Genomic DNA, 20,741 nt, shown 5'->3' with positions numbered 1-20,741 from the left:
CAGCCTTGTAACCCGTGTGTGAAACGATAAATTGTGTTATTATCATTGTATTATAAGGTTGGAAAATCAATGAAAACTGTAAGAGTAAGTGAATTGACGGCTTATAAATTATAATAATATAACAAAGCATAAGGAAAGACTTGAAGCATAAAGGAGAGTTACAATGAAACGTAGGACGGCTAGAGAAAGAGCTATGCAAGCATTATACCAAATGGATATTACAGGTGAATTAGAACCGAAAGTAGCGGTGGAAAACACGCTAGATGAAGGTGAAGAAACAAATGATTTTCTAGAATCACTTGTAGTAGGTTTTGTAGAAAATAAAGAAGTAATTGATGAAGCGATTCGTCAAAACTTAAAAAAATGGAAGCTGGAGCGTATTAGTATTGTTGATCGCAGTATTTTACGTGTAGCTGTGTATGAAATGAAATACATGGAAGAAATTCCACACAACGTAACAATTAACGAAGCGATTGAAATTGCTAAAACATTTGGGGATGAGGAATCTCGTCGTTTTATTAACGGCGTTTTATCTAATATAAAAGATACACTGTAATTTCTTTAAGGGGGAATCTTAAAATGGTAGCAGTAATCATCAAAGGAAATGAAGTTGCGGAGAAAAAACGAGCACAATTAACAGAAGAAGTTGTGAAGTTGAAAGAGCAAGGGATTGTACCAGGATTAGCAGTTATTCTAGTTGGAGAAGATCCAGCATCTCGTTCTTATGTAAAAGGAAAAGAAAAGGGCTGTGAACAAGTAGGAATCTATTCAGAGCTAATTGAACTTCCTGAAACAATTACTGAGGAGCGTTTGCTTGCTGAAATCGATCGCTTAAATGGCGATGACCGTATTAATGGCATTTTAGTGCAATTACCTTTACCAAAACATATTGAAGAAAAAGCTATCATTGAAAGAATTTCACCAGAAAAAGATGTAGATGGATTTCACCCAATCAGCGTGGGACGTATGATGACGGGACAAGATACATTCCTTCCATGTACACCGCACGGTATCGTAGAATTAGTAAAAGAAACAAATCTTGATATCTCAGGAAAACATGTTGTAGTAATTGGAAGAAGTAATATTGTCGGCAAGCCGGTGGGGCAATTGTTCTTAAATGAAAATGCAACTGTAACATATTGTCATTCTAAAACGCAAAATATGAAAGAGTTAACGAAGTTAGCTGATATTTTAATCGTAGCTGTTGGACGACCTAAAATGGTAACAGCTGATTATATTAAAGAAGGAGCGGTTGTAATCGACGTTGGTGTGAACCGTTTAGAAACAGGTAAACTTTGTGGTGATGTTGACTTTGACAACGTGTTAGATGTTGCAGGTTACATTACACCTGTGCCAAAGGGTGTTGGTCCAATGACGATCACAATGCTTCTTCATAATACTGTTGAATCTGCTAAGCGTGCAGGTGTCGTTTGTAAATAATTTGAGTCGGCTATGAGGAGAGAGAAATGGAAAAACAATATTTAACCGTTACAGCGTTAACACGCTATATAAAAACAAAAATAGAATATGATCCGCATTTGCAGTCTGTTTGGTTAAAAGGTGAAATTTCCAACTTTAAAAATCATAGTCGTGGCCACATGTACTTTACATTGAAAGATGAAAATGCAAGAATCGCAGCGGTTATGTTTGCGGGTCATAATCGTAATATTAAATTCAGACCTGAAAATGGGATGAAGGTACTTGTGAAAGGGAAAATTTCCGTTTACGAGGCGAGTGGTTCTTATCAAATTTATATTCAAGACATGCAGCCTGACGGAGTCGGAAACCTGCATTTAGCTTACGAACAATTAAAGGTTCGTTTAGAGGAAGAAGGTTTGTTTTCTCAAGTTTATAAAAAAACAATTCCTCCTTATGCTAAAACAATAGGTGTGATTACGTCGCCAACAGGGGCAGCGATTCGTGATGTTATAACAACGATTAAACGTCGTTATCCAATTGGAAATGTTATTGTGTTTCCGGTACTTGTACAGGGGGAGTCAGCAGCTCCCTCAATTGTACAAGCGATTCGTACAGCGAATGAAATGGGAGAGATAGATGTCCTAATCGTTGGGCGAGGGGGAGGCTCTATTGAAGAGTTATGGGCTTTCAATGAAGAAATGGTAGCAAGGGCAATCTTTAAGAGTGAGATCCCTATTATTTCGGCAGTAGGCCATGAAACGGACTTTACAATTGCGGATTTTGTTGCCGATTTACGTGCGCCAACACCGACTGCAGCAGCTGAGCTGGCAGCGCCTAACATTATAGAGTTACAAGAAAAGGTATTACAAAGAACTCTAAGATTGCAAAGAGCAATGAGAGAGTTAGTACATAAAAAAGAAGAAAAACTACAAGTATTGCAAAAATCTTATGCGTTCCGTTATCCAAGACAAGTATATGAGCAAAAAGAAGAGCAATTAGATAGAGCGTTAGAACAGCTTGTTTTAGCGAAAGAGCGCTATATTGATAAAAAGGTAAATCAGTTAAAACAGCTTTCATTTTATTTAGAGAAGCACCACCCAGCTCAAAAAATTATGCAAACGAAGGTAGCGGTTGAAACATTGCAAAAGCAATTGCAACGTGAAATGCAAACATTACTTCAAACGAAAGAATTTGCCTTTGTAAGAGCTGCTCAAAAACTTGAAGCGTTAAGTCCGCTTAAAGTAATGATGAGAGGGTACGGGCTTGTATATGATGAAGAGAAGCAAGTGTTAAAAAGTGTGAAAGATGTCAGCCTTGGAGATGCTGTTTCAGTTCAATTACAAGATGGAATACTAGATTGTAGCGTATCAGGCATAGAGGAGCGTGAATTGAATAATGGAAAATAAATTAAGCTTTGAAGAGGCAATTTCGCAACTTGAGCACCTCGTTTCTAAGCTAGAGCAAGGTGACGTACCTTTAGAAGAAGCAATTTCTTATTTTAAAGAGGGTATGGAATTATCTAAGCTTTGTGATGAGAAGTTGAAGAACGTACAAGAACAAATGGCAGTTATTCTTGGGGAAGATGGAGAGCTTGAACCGTTTACTGCTTTAGGAGATGAAGCATAGTGACTATTGCTTTTGATACTTTTTTGAAAGAAAGTAAAACTTTCGTAGAAGAGAAGCTTGTAAGCTATGCAAATGAATTACAATGTCCAAATGTACTTCGTGAAGCGATGGCATATTCTTTGGAAGCGGGTGGAAAGCGTCTCCGCCCGTTACTTTTATTTGCGACATTACAAGCGTTTGGTAAAGAAAAAAATCTTGGAATAGGTGCAGCTTGTGCTCTTGAAATGATACATACATACTCGTTAGTTCATGATGATTTACCTTGTATGGATGATGATGATTTAAGAAGAGGTAAGCCCACAAATCATAAAGTATTTGGTGAAGCGATGGCAGTTTTAGCAGGCGATGGTTTGTTGACGTATGCTTTTCAAGTTATTATGGCATATGAACAAAAGGAAATCTCTGCTGAAAAAAAAGTAAGACTTGTACTTGAGCTTGCAAAAGCGGCAGGACCAGAAGGAATGGTTGGCGGACAAGTGGCAGATATGGAAGCTGAAGGGAAACAGCTTACGATTGATGAGTTGGAGTATATTCATAAGCATAAGACTGGGAAACTACTTGAATTCGCTGTACTTGCAGGATCGATACTTTCTGATGCCACAGAAGAACAAGAAGAAAAGTTACTTGCGTTTGCAAAATATATCGGCCTAGCTTTCCAAATTCGAGATGATATTTTAGATGTGGAAGGAACCGAAGAAGAGATTGGAAAACCGATTGGTAGTGATGTTTCCAACGAAAAGAGCACATATACGACGTTATTTACTGTAGATAGAGCAAAGGATATTTTAGAAGAAACAATTGCAAAAGCAAAAGGTGCTATTCGTTCCTTGCAATTACAAGATGAATATTTACTATCTATTTGCGATTTGATTGCAAAACGTAATAACTAATATAACAGCGTTTCCATTTGTTGAGTCATTCATCATTTTATGATATAAATGTAGGAAAAGGTTTTTCTTTTCTTGTTATTGGCAAAAATATATGTAGATTACATTGCCGTTATCACTTCGTGTTAGCGGCTATTTTTTTCATCGCCTAAAGAAATATGGTTTATAATAGGATTAGGGCGCAATAGACTGGTTAATTGCAGGACAAGGTGAAAAATAAAAAAAAGATAATTTCTTGTTTTGTGTAAATGTTTTTTATAATATTTGACATGTTGACAGATTATGAAATGAAAGTGAGTGATCCATGTGGATCTAACGCAAATTCAAAACCCTAGTTTTTTGAAAGATATGTCTATCGGTGAACTAGAGGGATTGAGTGAGGATATTCGTAAGTTTTTAATTGAAGAGCTCTCTCAAACAGGTGGACATATTGCACCTAATTTAGGTGTAGTAGAACTCACAATTGCTCTGCATAAATTATTTGATAGTCCGAAAGATAAATTTTTATGGGACGTAGGACATCAATCCTATGTACATAAAATTTTAACAGGACGTGCAAAGGAATTCGGTACATTAAGGCAATATCAAGGTCTATGTGGTTTCCCAAAACGTTGCGAGAGTGAGCATGATGTATGGGAAACTGGCCATAGCTCGACATCATTATCTGCTGCAATGGGAATGGCTCTAGCACGTGATTTAAAGAAAACGAAAGAATATGTTATACCAATCATTGGAGATGGTGCTCTAACCGGCGGAATGGCTTTAGAGGCATTGAACCATATTGGACATGAAAAAACGGACATGATTGTTATTTTGAATGATAATGAAATGTCAATTGCACCAAACGTTGGTGCGCTTCATAATGTACTTGGACGTCTACGTACCGCAGGGAAATACCATTGGGTAAAAGATGAACTAGAGTATATATTAAAGAAAATCCCAGCAGTCGGTGGGAAAGTTGCTGCGACAGCAGAGAAAATAAAAGATAGTCTTAAATATTTACTAGTATCCGGTGTCTTTTTCGAAGAATTAGGCTTTACATATTTAGGTCCAGTTGATGGGCACGATTATGAAAAGTTATTCGAAACGTTGCAATATGCAAAGAAAACAAAAGGCCCAGTGCTTGTTCATGTTATTACGAAAAAAGGAAAAGGTTTTAAACCAGCTGAGAGTGATGTTATTGGAACTTGGCATGGAACAGGGCCTTATAAAATTGAATCAGGTGACTTCGTTAAACCGAAAGAAGTTGCACCAGCATGGAGTACTGTTGTTAGTGATACAGTACTTAAGCTAGCGAGAACGGATGAGCGTATCGTTGCAATTACACCTGCAATGCCTGTTGGATCGAAACTTGAGAAATTCCAAAAAGAATTCCCCGATCGTATGATTGATGTAGGTATTGCAGAACAGCATGCTACAACAATGGCGGCGGGTATGGCAACGCAAGGAATGAAGCCATTCTTAGCGATTTATTCAACATTTTTACAAAGAGCATATGATCAAGTTGTTCATGATATATGCCGCCAAAATTTAAATGTCTTCATCGGAATCGATCGCTCTGGTTTAGTAGGAGCAGATGGTGAAACGCATCAAGGTGTATTTGACATCTCATTCTTACGTCATTTGCCGAACATGGTACTTATGATGCCGAAAGATGAAAATGAAGGGCAACATTTAGTATATACGGCGATGCAATATGAAGATGGACCAATCGCATTACGTTATGCGCGCGGTAATGGACTTGGTGTTCATATGGATGAAGAATTAAAGGCGATTCCAATCGGTACTTGGGAAACGTTAAAAGAAGGTACACAAGCGGCTATTTTAACATTTGGTACGACAATACCAATGGCAATGGAAGCAGCTGAGCGTCTTGAAAAGGCTGGAGTTTCAGTAAAAGTAGTGAACGCTCGCTTTATTAAACCGATGGATGAAGCATATTTACATGATCTCTTAGGGAAAAATATACCGATTTTAACGATTGAAGAAGCTTGTTTAATTGGTGGTTTTGGAACGGGAGTAGTTGAATTTGCATCTGAGAACGGGTACCATAGTGCGTTAATTGAACGAATGGGTATTCCAGACCGTTTCATAGAGCACGGTAGTGTAACAAAATTATTAGAAGAAATTGGTTTAACGACAGATGCTGTTGTAGACCGTATTCATACAATGATTCCATCAAAACAAAAAAGGGCGTAACAAATGAGTGCAAAAAAAGAAAGAGTAGATGTACTATTAGTAGAGCGAGGGCTTATAGAAACACGTGAGAAAGCAAAACGCGCCGTTATGGCCGGACTTGTATATGCGAATGAGATGAGACTTGATAAGCCAGGAGAGAAGATCCCACAAGATACAGAGATTACGGTGAAGGGACAAGTTATGCCGTATGTAAGCCGTGGTGGTTATAAACTTGAAAAGGCATTAGAGACATTTCACCTGGATTTACAAGATAAAGTTATGATAGATATTGGTTCATCAACTGGTGGCTTTACAGATTGTGCGCTTCAAAACGGAGCGAAATTATCTTATGCATTAGATGTAGGATACAATCAACTTGCGTGGAAATTGCGTCAAGATGAGCGTGTTGTCGTAATGGAACGGACAAACTTCCGTTACGTGACACCAGCAGACTTAGACCGTGGTTTACCGCAATTTGCTAGTATCGATGTTTCATTTATATCATTAAAGCTTATACTGCCGGTTTTAAAAACAATGCTTATGCCTAATGGGGATGTAGCAGCGTTAATTAAACCACAGTTTGAAGCTGGAAGAGAGCAAGTTGGGAAAAAAGGTATCGTTCGTGATCGAAAAGTACATGAGGCTGTCGTAGAAATGATTGTCGACTTTGCTATAAAAGAAGGGTACGACGTAGAAGGTTTAACATTCTCACCAATTACGGGCGGGGATGGTAATATTGAATTTTTAGTTCATCTGAAATGGCATGGTGAACGTGAGAATGGCGAAAATCATTCTCCAGTTTCTGTTGAGCAAGTAGTTACAGAGGCGCATGATGTCCTAAAACAAAAAGGAAAAGGGGAATAACATATGTTGTTCCTCTTTTTGTTGTAATTGTATAATGATTGTAAAAACAATTGTGTACAAGCAACGAATTATAAGTTAACATAAATAAGTGAAGTATACCAATGTTTAAACTATGGTAAGAGATAGTGTGAGGTGCAAATGTATGAATAAAGGTCAGCGCCATATTAAAATCAGGGAAATTATTGCGAACAAAGAAATTGAAACACAAGATGAATTAGTTGATATTTTACGTAATGAGGGATTTAATGTAACGCAAGCAACAGTATCGCGCGATATTAAAGAACTGCACTTAGTGAAAGTGCCATTACATGATGGGCGCTATAAATATAGCTTGCCAGCAGATCAACGATTTAACCCGTTACAAAAATTAAAACGCAATCTAGTGGATTCATTTGTAAAATTAGACACGGCAGGACATATGCTTGTGCTAAAAACACTGCCTGGTAACGCTCATTCACTTGGAGCACTTATTGATCATTTAGAGTGGGATGAGATCATCGGAACCATTTGTGGTGATGATACTTGCTTAATTATTTGCCGTACACCTGAAGATACAGGTGTTGTCTCTGATCGTTTCTTAAATATGTTGTAAAAAAAATCTTGTTTACTTTCCTCTGTAAAGTGGAAAGTGAACAGGATTTTTTTATTGGTTAAAAATGTGAATTCTTAATTGTAATATAATATTTTCTTTGAATAAAATTAGAAAATAGGTGGATTGACCCGTAAAACGAATGTTTGGTACAATGGAGCGGTTAGAAAAGTAATTTATACATACAAACATATAGTTTGACTATTTGAATGAAGAACTGAGAAAAGCCCTTAATAGGGGATTAGTTTATAACGAGGTGAATGGGGCATTGTTATCGGAATTATCGATTAGAAACTTTGCTATTATTGAGGCATTAAATATTTCTTTTCAAAAAGGGTTAACGGTTTTAAGTGGTGAAACAGGGGCCGGAAAATCGATTATTATTGATGCGATTAGTTTACTTGTAGGTGGCCGTGGTTCAGCGGAATTTGTTCGATACGGAACAGAAAAAGCTGAGATAGAAGGGCTATTTTATGTAGAAGATGATAAGCATCCGTGTATTGAAAAAGCAGAAGAGTTGGATATAGAAATAGAAGACGGCATGATTATTTTGAAGCGTGATATCGCTGCAAACGGAAAAAGTGTATGTCGTGTAAATGGGAAACTGGTCACCCTTAGTATATTAAAGGAAATTGGAAAAACACTTGTTGATATTCATGGGCAGCACGAAACACAAGATTTAATGAATGAAGAGCGTCATCTATTTATGCTTGATCATTTTGATGGAGATCGCATTGTTAAACAATTGGGTATATATCAAAATGTATACGCTGACTATGAGAAATTAAAAAAACAGTTAAAATCGTTAAGTGAAAATGAACAACAAATGGCGCATCGCTTAGATTTAATTCAATTCCAGCATGAAGAAATCAGTAAGGCGGATTTAAAGATGGATGAAGAAATTGAATTAACTGAAGAACGATTGCGAATTTCTAATTTTGAAAAAATTTATAAAGCATTAGGCGATGCATATCGCTCATTAAGCGCTGACGGACAAGGGTTAGATAATGTACGAAGCGCAATGGGACAAATGGAGAGTATTACACATTTAGATGAAGTTTATCAAGAAAATCATGATTCAATTGCAAATAGCTACTACTTATTAGAAGAAGTTGCATATCAACTTAGAGAAAAGCTCGATATGATGGAATATGATCCGAAGCGTTTAGACGAAATTGAAACGCGTTTAAATGAAATTCGTATGCTAAAGAGAAAATATGGAAATACTGTAGAAGAGATTTTAGCGTATGCTGATAAAATTGAACAAGAAATTTTTACGATTGAAAATAAAGACGTTCATATTGAAACGACGAAGAAGCAATTAAAGGAATTAGAAAGTGTTATTATGCAAGAAGCAACGTCGTTAAGTAATATGCGTCATGAGCTTGCAGAGCATCTTACAAATGCCATTCATCAGGAATTAAAAGAATTATATATGGAGAAAACAAAATTTGAAGTGAGAATCATGAAGAGAGAAGGAAATGCTGAAGAGCCTCTTGTTGAGGGTGCCCCGGTAAGACTTACGGCGGATGGCTACGATCATGTGGAATTTTATATTTCAACAAATCCAGGTGAGCCGCTAAAACCACTTTCAAAGGTCGCTTCGGGCGGAGAGTTATCTCGTATTATTTTAGCTTTAAAAAGCATTTTTTCTAAGCATCAAGGTGTTGCATCTGTTATTTTTGATGAAGTGGATACTGGTGTAAGTGGTCGGGTTGCACAGGCTATTGCGGAAAAAATTTATCGAGTATCAGTAAACTCGCAAGTACTTTGTATTACGCACTTACCTCAAGTAGCTTCAATGGCGGATTCACATTTATTTATTCGAAAACAAGTAGCGAATGATCGGACAATTACATCAGTTACCGTTTTAACTATGGAGGATAAAGTAACAGAAATAGCTCGAATGATTTCTGGTGTGGAAATTACAGATTTAACGACAGAACATGCGAAAGAATTACTTACGCAAGCGCATCATTTTAAACAGACAGCAGAGGCTATCCAGTAATGGATAGCTTTTTTTCTCAAATAATGATTTCTTAATTCTTCCGGTTATAAATAAAGCACTGCAAGGAGAGATTAAAAAGTGAAGCCAAGAGGCTGAATGTGGGGTAGGAGCGAGGAGAGTGAACAAATTGAGATTAGAAAGATTTCGCAAAATAATAGGTCTTTGTCTCCTTGTTTCTTTAGTTTTTATTGGGTGTTTTAAACCGCTTCGGACGTTTATTTCATCCCCGAAGCAACTTGTTGTTTTTGAAGGGCAACAATCAGAAATAGCTTCATTACCAGTTTTTCAAGCTTCATCTACAGATCGTCATGTGTTTACAGTAAGTTCCAATGAACAAAAACAAGGACTTATGGTAAATCCTCATCAAAATGGTGAAGCAGATATGGTGTTTCAGCTTGCTGGTTTTCCAGTGAAAAAAGTAAATGTGAAAGTATTGAAAGATTTTAAAGTTATTCCAGGTGGACAATCAATTGGTGTGAAGTTAAATACAAAAGGGGTACTTGTTGTAGGCCATCATTTAATTCAAACTGAAAAAGGGAAAGTATCTCCTGGTGAAACAGCTGGTGTGCAAATTGGAGATATGATTACTGAAATTAATGGTAAAACAATTGAAAGGATGAGTGATGTAGCACCATTTATTCATAATAGTGGTGAAACAGGTGAACCGCTTAATCTTGTTTTGTTAAGAGATGGAAAACATATTCGCACTAAGTTAACACCACAAAAAGACAGTGGAGAATCGTCTTATCGTATTGGTTTATATATTCGTGATTCGGCAGCTGGAATCGGAACAATGACATTTGTTCATCCTGATTCTATGAAATATGGGGCACTTGGTCATGTCATTTCTGATAACGATACGAAAAAGCCGATTCAAGTCGAAGATGGACAAATTATGCGTTCGACAGTTACATCAATTGAAAGAGGTAGTCATGGGAATCCAGGAGAGAAATTAGCGAGGTTCTCACCAGATCGTGAAGTGATTGGTAATATTACAATAAATAGTCCATTTGGCATATTCGGGAAATTAAATACAAATATACCAAATGGCGTAATGGATAAAGCGATGCCTATTGCACTATCTCATCAAGTAAAAGAGGGACCGGCAAAAATATTAACAGTTATTGATAAAGATAAAGTGGAAGCGTTTGATATTGAAGTTGTAAGTACAGTACCGCAAAAGTTTCCAGCTACAAAAGGCATGGTAATAAAAGTAACAGACAAACGTTTATTAGCGAAAACGGGTGGTATCGTACAAGGCATGAGCGGAAGTCCAATTGTACAAAACGGGAAAGTAATTGGTGCTGTTACACATGTATTTGTAAATGATCCAACATCAGGATATGGTGTTCATATTGAATGGATGTTACATGAGGCTGGAATTAACATTTATGAACAAGAAAGAAAAGCGAGCTAATTATTAATTAGCTCGCTTTTCTGTTGAAAAATTCGTTGAAATTTTGTAAAAGCTCCGCAAGAGGTGTTTTTTGTTGTAAAATAAAAGAAAAGGGTTGAACGTTTCGTTGTATTTCTATGATGGAATGTGTTGCGAAAGGGAATAAATGAACGATAAACATATTTTTTTGTGATTTTATCGGAAAGTAACAAACTTTAAAAGGGAATTTTCACACAATTGTCGAACAATTCATGTAGCCTAGAAGGATACACATGTCGGAGAATCGATTCGGTAAGGGAGGAAAAGCTGTGGAGAAAATTAAAGTCTGTCTTGTGGATGATAATAAAGAATTAGTATCAATGCTAGAGAGTTACGTAGCTGCTCAAGATGATATGGAAGTAATCGGTACTGCTTATAATGGTCAAGAGTGTTTAAATTTATTAAATGATAAGCAGCCGGATGTACTTGTTTTAGACATTATTATGCCACATTTAGATGGTTTAGCTGTACTAGAGAAAATGCGAAATATTGAAAGGCTAAGACAGCCTAGCGTAATTATGTTGACAGCATTTGGACAAGAAGATGTGACGACAAAAGCAGTTGACTTAGGTGCTTCATATTTCATATTAAAACCATTTGATATGGAGAATTTAACGAGTCATATTCGTCAAGTGAGCGGTAAGGCGAACGCTACCATTAAACGTCCACTTCCATCTTTCCGTTCAGCAACTACAATAGATGGAAAACCGAAAAACTTAGACGCGAGCATTACGAGTATCATTCATGAAATCGGTGTACCTGCTCATATTAAAGGGTATATGTACTTAAGGGAAGCAATCTCTATGGTGTACAATGATATCGAATTACTTGGATCTATTACGAAAGTATTGTATCCAGATATCGCGAAGAAATATAATACAACAGCAAGCCGCGTCGAGCGTGCAATCCGTCACGCAATTGAAGTAGCATGGAGTCGTGGGAATATTGATTCTATTTCGTCCTTATTCGGTTATACAGTATCCATGTCAAAAGCAAAACCTACGAATTCCGAGTTCATTGCGATGGTTGCGGATAAGCTAAGACTTGAACATAAAGCTTCGTAAACGCTGTATTATCAAGATGTTAAGCGTATTTCATAACAAAATTTAATAACCAACGAATTACGTATGTCGGCAATAAAGTACATAGGTAATTGGCGGTTAATTTAAAAACCTTCTATTTATTGGATTGAAATTTTAATTCCAATAGTTAGGGGGTTTTTTTGTTGTATGAATAACTTTCAGATGAATGTTGAAAACTTTTTACTTCATTGCGATGGAAAGCATTTAAGTAGGAAAACAATTCGGTCATACGACCAAACATTGAAACTTTTTGCTTCATATTTGGAAAGAGAACTAAAGATTACGGATGTTGATAAGGTGAAACCTCTCCATATTCGAACTTACATTAAATATTTGCGGGAACGTGGTAAATACACATTTACATCTAATACGGCTAGTGAACAAATTAATTATCCAACACGTAGAACAGATTATGGAAAGACCATTAGTGAAACAACAATTGCTAATTACCTTCGTAATATTAAGGTGTTTTTTAACTTTTTAGAAGCTGAAGAGGATATTGTTAAGAATCCGGTATCTAAAATTGAGTCGATTAAGCCGCAACGGAAACAAAAGATATTGTTATCAGTAGATGAAATAAAGAAAGTGCTGTATTCAATTGATATAAGTACATTCCATGGGTTTAGAAGTTACGTCATGATTAAACTTATTTTAGATACAGGTATACGTGCAGGAGAATGCTGTAGTATGCAAGCCGAAGACCTGGATATAAAAAATAAAAGTATCCTAATTACGAATCCGAAAAATAAGAAACAACGATATGTGTATTTTTCTAATATCATGGCTAACGATTTAAAGCGTTGGTTGAAGTATAGGGATAGATTTAGTGATGCAGAGTATTTGTTTCCTACGATAAGAGGGACAATGCTGAACGTCAATAATTTTGAGGCGAGTATTAGAAGTATTGGTAAAAAGGTAGGTGTACATTTCACGCCTCACCAATTAAGAAATAACTTTGCAAAGTATTACATTCTTAATGGTGGTGATTGGTTTAGTTTGTCTAGGGTATTAGGTCATTCGTCGGTAGAAGTAACTCAAAGGGCGTATTTAGACTTTACTGATGATGAGATTAAAAATAAATATCAACGTCATTCACCGCTAGCAAGTATGAAATTCTAAGTAAAAGAAAAAAAGGCCCCAGCGGGAACTGAGGGCCAAAAGTTAAGTTTAAATTCAAAACTAAATAACGGATATTCCGTACATTCAGCACTTGTATTATACCATTTTTGAAAAATGGATAGCAAGAGGTCTAGTTTCTTATTGTCTTTTTTAGGTGATTAGTGGCGTTGGTGTGCGGGAATTCCGAACGTGGATACCGTGCCCATGAAGGAACGCTGTGAAGTGTATCCTACAATAAACGGGGTTTAATGTAGCCAACGCAGAAAATACATTCGGATATCGGTTCATTGACGCATTTACAACCGTATAACGTAAGCGAGGTAAAGGACAAAAGCCTTGTATACCGAAGCCTAAGGGACGTAAGTTCTAGCCGCGATGATAGCCAAGACGTGGATGGTAAAGAGTGTCTGGAGGGTCAAATAAGACGTAATTGTACGGCTGTAGTTAGCCATTTACTATTAAGCGGCGATTACGACACTGATTCACGGCTGTTTTCGTACTTTGTTACGAGGCTAGCGGGTTTTGTAACGAATTACCCGAAAGGGAACGGTGTAGGGCGTGGACACGCACCGTACGGCGAAAAAACATGTTGTATTAATAGCCGATAAGTTACAAGCAAATAGTATAGCCTTTTTACAGCTATAACTGATTGCAGTCAATGCGTCTTTCTATACAATACGGAGACCTCGTCGGCATGACGATAGTATTGTGGATAGACTTTAATCTTGTGAATTTTTGAAAGGGAGAAGTCTATCCACCAAGCCGTTTTCCTCGTAACAATTCGATAGTATGAAGACCTTCAAAGAAAAAAGTCAATGCGAATAACACCGAAATCTAAAAACCTTAAGCTGTTAGTCGCCTAAGGTAAAACTAATATGCAAAGTATAGTGAAACTATAGCAAATGATTACTGTATAGAGAGTAGATATAGAGGAACATGTAAAAGTACTATTGGAAGGAATGGAATATATGATTAGATTTAGGGGATTTGTCACCGTATTTAAACGAAATTGTAAGTTTATGTAGATTTTTAAGATTGAAAATTATAAAATTTTAATTGATTTAAAAATTTCTGTTAAATGAAAGGTTGATAATCGATGATAAATGAATTTAGGCATTTGGGAGAAGGGTATACAGTAATATATTGTCCGGATGCAGCAACAAAACAAGTGAAAGAAGTGTATATTGAAACAGAAGATTTTTCAAAGGTTGATATGGCTATCGAGGGGGCATGGAAAAGTTGGAAAAGGGATAAGAAAAAGTATATAGGTGGAAGTGTTGGAAGAAAAACAATTAATTTGGCACGACTCATTATGGGTATTGATAGTAGGATAAAACACGTTGTAAATTTGACAGATAATCCTTATGATTTGAGAAAATGCAATTTAATTGTAACGAATTGTGGAGATAATCAAAAGTCAGATGTAAGAAGTGAGATAGAAAAATTGAAGAAAAAAGTGCCACCTATATCAAAAATTCAAAATAAAGAATCTCAAACATCAATGCAACAGCAGTTAGTATTGCATAACGATGAAGGTAGAAAGTATTTGAACCGTACTGAAGTAGCTGGAATCCTAGGGATTGGAAAGAGTACTATTAGCTATTGGATTAAACGAAATAATCTCTCTGTAAAAAGGGATGAAATGGGAAAGATTATATTTGATGATGAGTTAATAGGGAAACTAAAAGAGATAAAGGACACAGTGAAGCCGATAAAAAAAGAGGATTCGGAAAAACAACAGAATCCCCCAAAACAAGATATTCGAATTATGAAAGATTACAGAACTAACGACTATTTATTAGTAGAAATAGAGAGTGCTGGCACACTTTCTGAAATAAAAAGGTTTAATAAGCAACAAATAGAACAATTAAGAGAATCTTTCTCGAATATACTTTCATAATAAGGTCGTAGGTTTCTTTGTCAATATCATGGATAAAATTTAGGTAAACCTAAAGAGGCTGATAAACCGACAAGACTGCTAAATGCTTTCAGTAGTGACGGGGATACCTTATTAATAACAAGGTGTAATGAGAAATACAGATAGATAGCAAATGTTGTATAGCGGGGACGAATTTACGTTCTTGCTTTTTTGTTATTCGGATAAAAATATTATTTGTTGTGACAAACTAACGAAAAATATTGTATTTATTACTGTATAAGACGGGAAAGGAGTTAATACTACGCAACAATATATTATGAAGGCTTATGTAGTATTGCCTATTAATATTCAGTATCTTCTCGAATGAATAAGTAGATAAGAACGTACAGAATCGAAGGGGGGTAGAAGGGAATTAGCAAAAGATACATAAAAGCAAAGTTAGTTGTCTAGAAATGTGTTTCTCGGTGAAGATTTTAATGTTTTCCAGGGAGAAAATTTACTTTTATGTCCGCTGGCATTATAGCGTGATTTGGTTCCAATGCTACATAGACCCCTTAAAATTATGGTAAAATTTATATGGAGGCTATCTTCGTTAAGGAATTATATATGATAAGCGTTTTACGTTCGGGGGGATAATCGATGAAGAAATCGAATAAATTAAGTGGAGGGAAATCTGTAGCATTATTTGCTTCTTTTTCATTACTAATTGGTTTGGTAATGTGTATAAGGGCACAATTTCCAATTGCAAATATTCGTCCTATAGAATTTAATTTACTTAATGCTTTTATAATGGTAACTGGGGTTATATGTGTTGCTATAAAAGGGTTTGAATTGCTGACCAATCGTGAGGTGAATAGAAATAGAATAATGTACATTGGAATTGCTATAACAGCTGTTTTGGGGTCTTCTTATTCATTCTGTTATATCTTTGAAAAGATGGGATATTTTCATCTTGAATATCTTCCTTTAAATAATGATACGAGTTTCACAAGTGTATATTTCTTCGCATTATATACTTTTATATATAATGGTTTTATTATTGATTGGTGCGATAATATAGAAATTAAATTAACCAAGTTCTTTATGCTGGCTATTATTGAGGTTCCTAATCTTATATCTTGGTGGTGGTTAATATACATTGCACCATTAAGTTTCGTAGAAGAGAACAGTCAAAATCATTTTTGGATGACTTTCTTCTTTGCATTAAGCATTGTTTTATTCTTGGTTAGTTTTCGTCTTAGAAAAAAAGAAAATTGTATGTTACAACATAACGTAGAGAATTTTTAAGGTGTATGCTGTGCAATAGGCTTATTATGAGGTTACATAAAAGCAAAGTTAATTTGTCATGAAAATTCAACATTTTATTTCTTGTAAAATGGTCACACAGATTGTGCTATAAGTAAAGAAGAACTTAAACGAAAGAAATAAACGTTATTAATAAATTTAAAGCTTTGCTTATACTCTTTTTAATGAATAAATCTAACGAGATTTCGTTGAAAAGATAAAACAAGTCATTCAGACCTAATGGTCTTCACTAGGCTACGCCAAGTTTTTTTAGAAAAAGATATTTGATAAGTCTCCAACAAACTACAAGATAAATTAGAGGATAAGCCTTTTCGTTTTCTTACTAAATTAATATTTCTTCTTGAAGCCTACGGCGTTTTGTCGTGGGTTCTTTTTTATGTCTTCATATTTCTCAATTTGTATAAAAAGTTTCATTTTCTTCTTGTTAAATAGAGGTACAGATGGACATAAGAGTAGGGAAAGCTTAGCTACCTTTTCCGTAGTAAAAAAACAAACGGGGGGAATATTCATATGGAACAAAAAGAACTCAAAATCGAAATTATGTTGAAGCCAAAAACAGTCGGTATTTTACGTCGAATCAAAGGTGTTACGGCTGTTCAATTAGCTGACAGGATGTTTGTAAGTCATTCGGTAGTAAAGAAAGCCGAATGCGGACAAGTCCTGATTTCGAATATAATGAACGTTCGTTTATGGAAAGCGTTAGCGGGGCTTGGATATTCCGTAGAGGATATTTACGTAATCAATATGTTTGTAGAACAAAAAGGGGGGCGTTGTGGATGAAACAGCGTAAACTTACACCTCAACAATTAGAAGTCCTAACACAAATATTCGAGAGACAAAGGGCGGGCGAAACGTTAACAGCTATCGCAAAAGATATGAAACTAGACCGTCGGACCATTTACAATTGGCGTCAACGTACTGAATGGGCCGAAATGGAAAAGGAATTGCGAAGACGTCTTATTAATGATGCGTACGAATCCGTTATGGAAACGTTAGTTAAAAACGCGGTTTCGGGGAAATCGCCAAAATGGACGGAACTCTATTTAAAATCAACTGGGCGACTTAAAGACGTCGCTGAAATCCAAACCAAACAAGCAATCACAATCAAAGAAGAAGGAATTACGGATGACCTACTTGCGGAACTAGACGCATTATTGAAAGGTTAGTTTGTTTATCTTATAGGAGGAAAATAATTATGATACACAATTTATCACCAATGGAAAAAGTAATGTTAGGTTATGGGGCAATCGAAGACCCTTATACAGATGAAAAAGAAATTACGGAAGCGGTAACGAATCAACAACGACCTGAAACGAAAACATTCGGACAAATGCTAACAAATAATCCATATAGCAATGTCAATGCATTTGTAAATATCAGCAATGGCTATGCAAAGAGTGTTGGGGAAAACGCCCCCGGTCTTCATAAAGACGCTAGAAAGATTCAACGTCTTCAAGCTGAACAAGAAGCGATTGCTGGGCGTATAGCGGCTATTCATGATAAATATGCACAATAAGGGGAATGGGCGGCGTAGGATGTCTGTTCCTCTCTTTTTTATTTGTATAGAACAAATAAAATCTATGAATCGTTAGGACGTCGCTAGAAGGACGCTAGATACGTTGAAATTGAAGCTATAACTATCCACGAAACCACCCGAATGTGTAACAGATTTCATTTCCGTATTTGTGTAGCGAAGCCGAAAGAATTCGCATCGTTGTAAGGGTTGTAAGCAATCCCAAAGGATTATTCTAAAAGGGAATGTGAAAACAAAATTTGATAGTCTTAAAAGGTACACGTTTGTAGACGGTAGGTAATCCATCATAAAACAGTACATTAATTAACGGAAATAAACCTTTATGTACGTCTATAAAGTAATTGACCTTTATGGACTGTCGTTATATATTAAGACTATCAAATAAATGAACGGTGGTTTTAATTATGGGAATCAACTTCGGTTATATTCGTGTATCAACTAAGGAACAGAATTTAGACAGACAATTCACGGCGTTACAATCGTATGTAACGGACGAGAAATACATATACAGTGATAAAGCAAGCGGTAAAGATATGGAACGCGAGGGTTTCCAAAACATGCTTAAAGCTATGCGTGGGGGCGACACTCTTTACATTAAATCTATTGACCGTTTAGGACGTAACAAACAACAAATCAAGGATTACTTGGAATACTTCAAAAAAGAAGGAATCCGAGTTAAAATCATCGACTTACCTACGACAATGCAGGACGTTCCCGCAGGGCAAGAATGGGTTATAGATATGATTAATAATATTATCATTGAGGTTTATACTTCTATCGCACAACAAGAAAGAGAAACAATCAGACAGCGACAAAGAGAAGGTATCGACGTTGCAAAATCAAAGGGTAAGCATTTGGGACGTCCTGTTATGGAACTTCCTAAAGAGTGGGATAAGCTATACAAAGAATGGAAAGACGGAAAGATTAAAGCCATTGAATTTATGGACAAGGTAGATATGAAGAAAGCGACGTTCTACAAGAAAGTAAAAGAGTACGAGAGTAGAATTTAAGGGGTGCGGTACATTGCACCCCCGCCCTGTCTTTGCAAATGTATCCGCAGTGTCATTGCAAGGTCACCGCAAATTAACAGGGGGTACACTTCAAAAGGTGGTACGTATTTAAAGCCCCTGTACTTCATTTGTACGAACCCTATTCCAAACGGTATGGAACAACTAATATTAGGTCAATGCTATCACACGGCAGGAGGGAAGCAGGGCAGTTAAACACGTATATCATTACCTATCTATCGCTATCGAATAACATGTAAGCAACACCATGACGCATTGTTTATCGTATCTCATTATGGATATCGAATCCCATTGTTCCCGTAACGCAATGACTACTAATAAATGTTATTACTATTACATACAAAACGTATGTCTTGAGTATGGAACAACAATGATAATTGTCTACTTATCATTCATTGATATTGATTTGCTAATGTTTTATTGTAATTGAATCTTCATTCAAACCTTTCATCATTTAATCTATTTGAATTACTTTGTTTTGAATATTAATTTTCAATTTTTTCTTTCGTAAATATTTCGATTCTCTTCATTGGGTTAGCCCCAGTAGAATATATTTATAAATTTAATCGAAAGACGATAAGGCCCCCATCACGGGGGAAGGGGGCAAATAGCCCTGAAGTAAAGCCCATCGAAAATACACGTAATAAATTTTATTCCAATTAGTTCCTTTCGTAATGAATTTTCTTTTTGTTAATCACAAAATGCATGTCACAAATTGAGGAACGAGAGACCAATAGAAAGTGTAAGGAAAAAAATCAAACACTTTCGGAGGAATTTTATTATGACTACAATTATTAAAAACGAAGAGACATTCATTATTGACGCTAACGTTCGTGAATCACATATGAACCGTGTCGAGGTATTGGAAAAGGTGAAAGGTTTATTACTATTACCCAATTTAGAAATGGCGACAACACAACAAGTTGCCGATTTTTATGACGTTCCGACACAAGCTGTTTATAGTTTAGTGCATGACAATCGGGAAGAAGTTGCTTCAGATGGTTATATAACGGTTAAAGGTAAAGATATTCGAGAAGACTTAGAGTCTTCCTTAAAGGAAGGGCAAGAAATAATTCGCAAACGAGGACACTTTATTTACAAATATGAAGGAAACGAAACTAAATTAAGCTATCAGCCGAATGGACTTTTCCCACGTCGTGCCATTTTAAGAGTTGGAATGTTATTACGAGATAGTGAAATTGCGAAAGAAGTTCGCACCCAACTATTAAACATTGAAGAGAAGACGACAAAAGAAGTTAAAGTCGCGGACATTAACGAAGAACAATCGCTACAAATGGCGGTAGGACAGGCGTTTATGTCGGGCGATATTAATGCGTTAGCACACGCATCTGAAAAATTAATAGAGTTTAAAAGTCGTCATATTAAGGAAGTTGAAAACAAGTTACAGGAACAAAAAATGGTTATTAAAACGTTAGCTAAAGAGGAAATGCAATATAAAGACCCTAAAAAACTTCTATGTAAACTTGTTAACCGTTATTCCATGGTTATTCATGGTACTATTCGTACAAATAAAGGCTGGCAAGAACTTTGCAGTCATCTTTTAAACAAGATAGAGAACGGGATTAATTTAAAATCTCGGAGAACTATCGCAAGAGAAACTAATGCTAGGGCTTCGTATACAAGTGTTATCAAAGAAAAGGAATTTCAAATCATTATTCCTGCAATAGTAGGAATGTGCAAGAGTAGAGGTGTTAACGTCTCGGATATTATGATAGATGCCCAAGAATTATTACAAGAACCCGCGATTTAATGCGCGGGTTTTATTTT

20 protein-coding genes are annotated in these 20,741 nt (G+C 36.1%); all 20 read left to right on the top strand.

The window, feature by feature from the left end; translation table 11 throughout:
* Nucleotides 1-163 precede the first annotated feature (163 nt).
* The 20 genes from nusB to JDS82_RS02495 all read left to right on the top strand — a co-directional run bounded on the left by nusB (nucleotide 164) and on the right by JDS82_RS02495 (nucleotide 20,724).
* The gene (nusB, locus tag JDS82_RS02590) at nucleotides 164-556 is read left to right on the top strand and encodes a N utilization substance protein NusB (protein ID WP_000830244.1); all 393 of its coding nucleotides are present in this window, start codon (nucleotides 164-166) and stop codon (nucleotides 554-556) included.
* A 23-nt stretch (nucleotides 557-579) separates the two neighbouring features.
* Nucleotides 580-1,440 (top strand): bifunctional methylenetetrahydrofolate dehydrogenase/methenyltetrahydrofolate cyclohydrolase FolD, encoded by an 861-nt coding sequence (folD, locus tag JDS82_RS02585; RefSeq protein ID WP_000226735.1) that lies wholly within the window; start codon nucleotides 580-582, stop codon nucleotides 1,438-1,440.
* A gap of 26 nt (nucleotides 1,441-1,466) precedes the next feature.
* Nucleotides 1,467-2,825: an exodeoxyribonuclease VII large subunit gene (xseA, locus tag JDS82_RS02580; RefSeq protein WP_000415269.1), complete on the top strand. Its 1,359-nt coding sequence runs from the start codon at nucleotides 1,467-1,469 to the stop codon at nucleotides 2,823-2,825.
* A complete protein-coding gene (xseB, locus tag JDS82_RS02575; RefSeq protein ID WP_000428423.1) occupies nucleotides 2,815-3,045 on the top strand; it encodes an exodeoxyribonuclease VII small subunit in 231 nt (76 codons plus the stop codon). Before xseA ends, xseB begins: the two co-directional genes overlap by 11 nt.
* Nucleotides 3,045-3,935, top strand: a complete 891-nt coding sequence (gene ispA, locus JDS82_RS02570) for a (2E,6E)-farnesyl diphosphate synthase (RefSeq protein ID WP_000150358.1) — start codon at nucleotides 3,045-3,047, stop codon at nucleotides 3,933-3,935. Before xseB ends, ispA begins: the two co-directional genes overlap by 1 nt.
* 303 nt (nucleotides 3,936-4,238) lie before the next feature.
* Nucleotides 4,239-6,131, top strand: a complete 1,893-nt coding sequence (gene dxs / locus JDS82_RS02565; protein WP_199712592.1) for a 1-deoxy-D-xylulose-5-phosphate synthase — start codon at nucleotides 4,239-4,241, stop codon at nucleotides 6,129-6,131.
* A 3-nt stretch (nucleotides 6,132-6,134) separates the two neighbouring features.
* Complete coding sequence (locus JDS82_RS02560) at nucleotides 6,135-6,974, top strand: TlyA family RNA methyltransferase (RefSeq protein WP_001274750.1); 840 nt, start codon at nucleotides 6,135-6,137, stop codon at nucleotides 6,972-6,974.
* Nucleotides 6,975-7,116: 142 nt separating this feature from the next.
* Nucleotides 7,117-7,566: an arginine repressor ArgR gene (gene argR, locus JDS82_RS02555; protein ID WP_001032581.1), complete on the top strand. Its 450-nt coding sequence runs from the start codon at nucleotides 7,117-7,119 to the stop codon at nucleotides 7,564-7,566.
* Between the two features lie 265 nt (nucleotides 7,567-7,831).
* Entirely contained in the window at nucleotides 7,832-9,571 is a 1,740-nt protein-coding gene (gene recN / locus JDS82_RS02550; RefSeq protein ID WP_199712585.1) for a DNA repair protein RecN, read from the top strand.
* Between the two features lie 118 nt (nucleotides 9,572-9,689).
* A complete protein-coding gene (gene spoIVB, locus JDS82_RS02545) occupies nucleotides 9,690-10,988 on the top strand; it encodes a SpoIVB peptidase (RefSeq protein WP_002096319.1) in 1,299 nt (432 codons plus the stop codon).
* Between the two features lie 287 nt (nucleotides 10,989-11,275).
* The gene (gene spo0A / locus JDS82_RS02540; protein ID WP_033658812.1) at nucleotides 11,276-12,070 is read left to right on the top strand and encodes a sporulation transcription factor Spo0A; all 795 of its coding nucleotides are present in this window, start codon (nucleotides 11,276-11,278) and stop codon (nucleotides 12,068-12,070) included.
* Between the two features lie 165 nt (nucleotides 12,071-12,235).
* The gene (locus JDS82_RS02535; RefSeq protein ID WP_199712578.1) at nucleotides 12,236-13,207 is read left to right on the top strand and encodes a tyrosine-type recombinase/integrase; all 972 of its coding nucleotides are present in this window, start codon (nucleotides 12,236-12,238) and stop codon (nucleotides 13,205-13,207) included.
* Nucleotides 13,208-13,494: 287 nt separating this feature from the next.
* On the top strand, nucleotides 13,495-13,815 hold the full coding sequence (locus JDS82_RS02530; protein WP_199712569.1) for a hypothetical protein: 321 nt from the start codon (nucleotides 13,495-13,497) through the stop codon (nucleotides 13,813-13,815).
* Between the two features lie 488 nt (nucleotides 13,816-14,303).
* Nucleotides 14,304-15,107: a MerR family transcriptional regulator gene (locus JDS82_RS02525; protein WP_199712567.1), complete on the top strand. Its 804-nt coding sequence runs from the start codon at nucleotides 14,304-14,306 to the stop codon at nucleotides 15,105-15,107.
* A gap of 618 nt (nucleotides 15,108-15,725) precedes the next feature.
* Nucleotides 15,726-16,373, top strand: a complete 648-nt coding sequence (locus JDS82_RS02520) for a hypothetical protein (protein WP_199712565.1) — start codon at nucleotides 15,726-15,728, stop codon at nucleotides 16,371-16,373.
* A 528-nt stretch (nucleotides 16,374-16,901) separates the two neighbouring features.
* A complete protein-coding gene (locus JDS82_RS02515; protein WP_199712563.1) occupies nucleotides 16,902-17,171 on the top strand; it encodes an XRE family transcriptional regulator in 270 nt (89 codons plus the stop codon).
* Nucleotides 17,168-17,557 (top strand): phBC6A51 family helix-turn-helix protein, encoded by a 390-nt coding sequence (locus tag JDS82_RS02510; protein WP_199712561.1) that lies wholly within the window; start codon nucleotides 17,168-17,170, stop codon nucleotides 17,555-17,557. Before JDS82_RS02515 ends, JDS82_RS02510 begins: the two co-directional genes overlap by 4 nt.
* 29 nt (nucleotides 17,558-17,586) lie before the next feature.
* On the top strand, nucleotides 17,587-17,907 hold the full coding sequence (locus JDS82_RS02505; RefSeq protein WP_199712554.1) for a hypothetical protein: 321 nt from the start codon (nucleotides 17,587-17,589) through the stop codon (nucleotides 17,905-17,907).
* 422 nt (nucleotides 17,908-18,329) lie between these two features.
* The gene (locus JDS82_RS02500) at nucleotides 18,330-18,935 is read left to right on the top strand and encodes a recombinase family protein (RefSeq protein WP_199712553.1); all 606 of its coding nucleotides are present in this window, start codon (nucleotides 18,330-18,332) and stop codon (nucleotides 18,933-18,935) included.
* 799 nt (nucleotides 18,936-19,734) lie between these two features.
* Nucleotides 19,735-20,724: a hypothetical protein gene (locus JDS82_RS02495; RefSeq protein WP_199712552.1), complete on the top strand. Its 990-nt coding sequence runs from the start codon at nucleotides 19,735-19,737 to the stop codon at nucleotides 20,722-20,724.
* Nucleotides 20,725-20,741 lie beyond the last annotated feature (17 nt).

It is taken from the genome of Bacillus cereus group sp. N14 (assembly GCF_016483555.1).
Lineage (GTDB): Bacteria > Bacillota > Bacilli > Bacillales > Bacillaceae_G > Bacillus_A > Bacillus_A wiedmannii.
The sequence above is the reverse complement of the archived record's forward strand: the minus strand, read 5'-3'. Positions and strand labels throughout refer to the sequence as shown.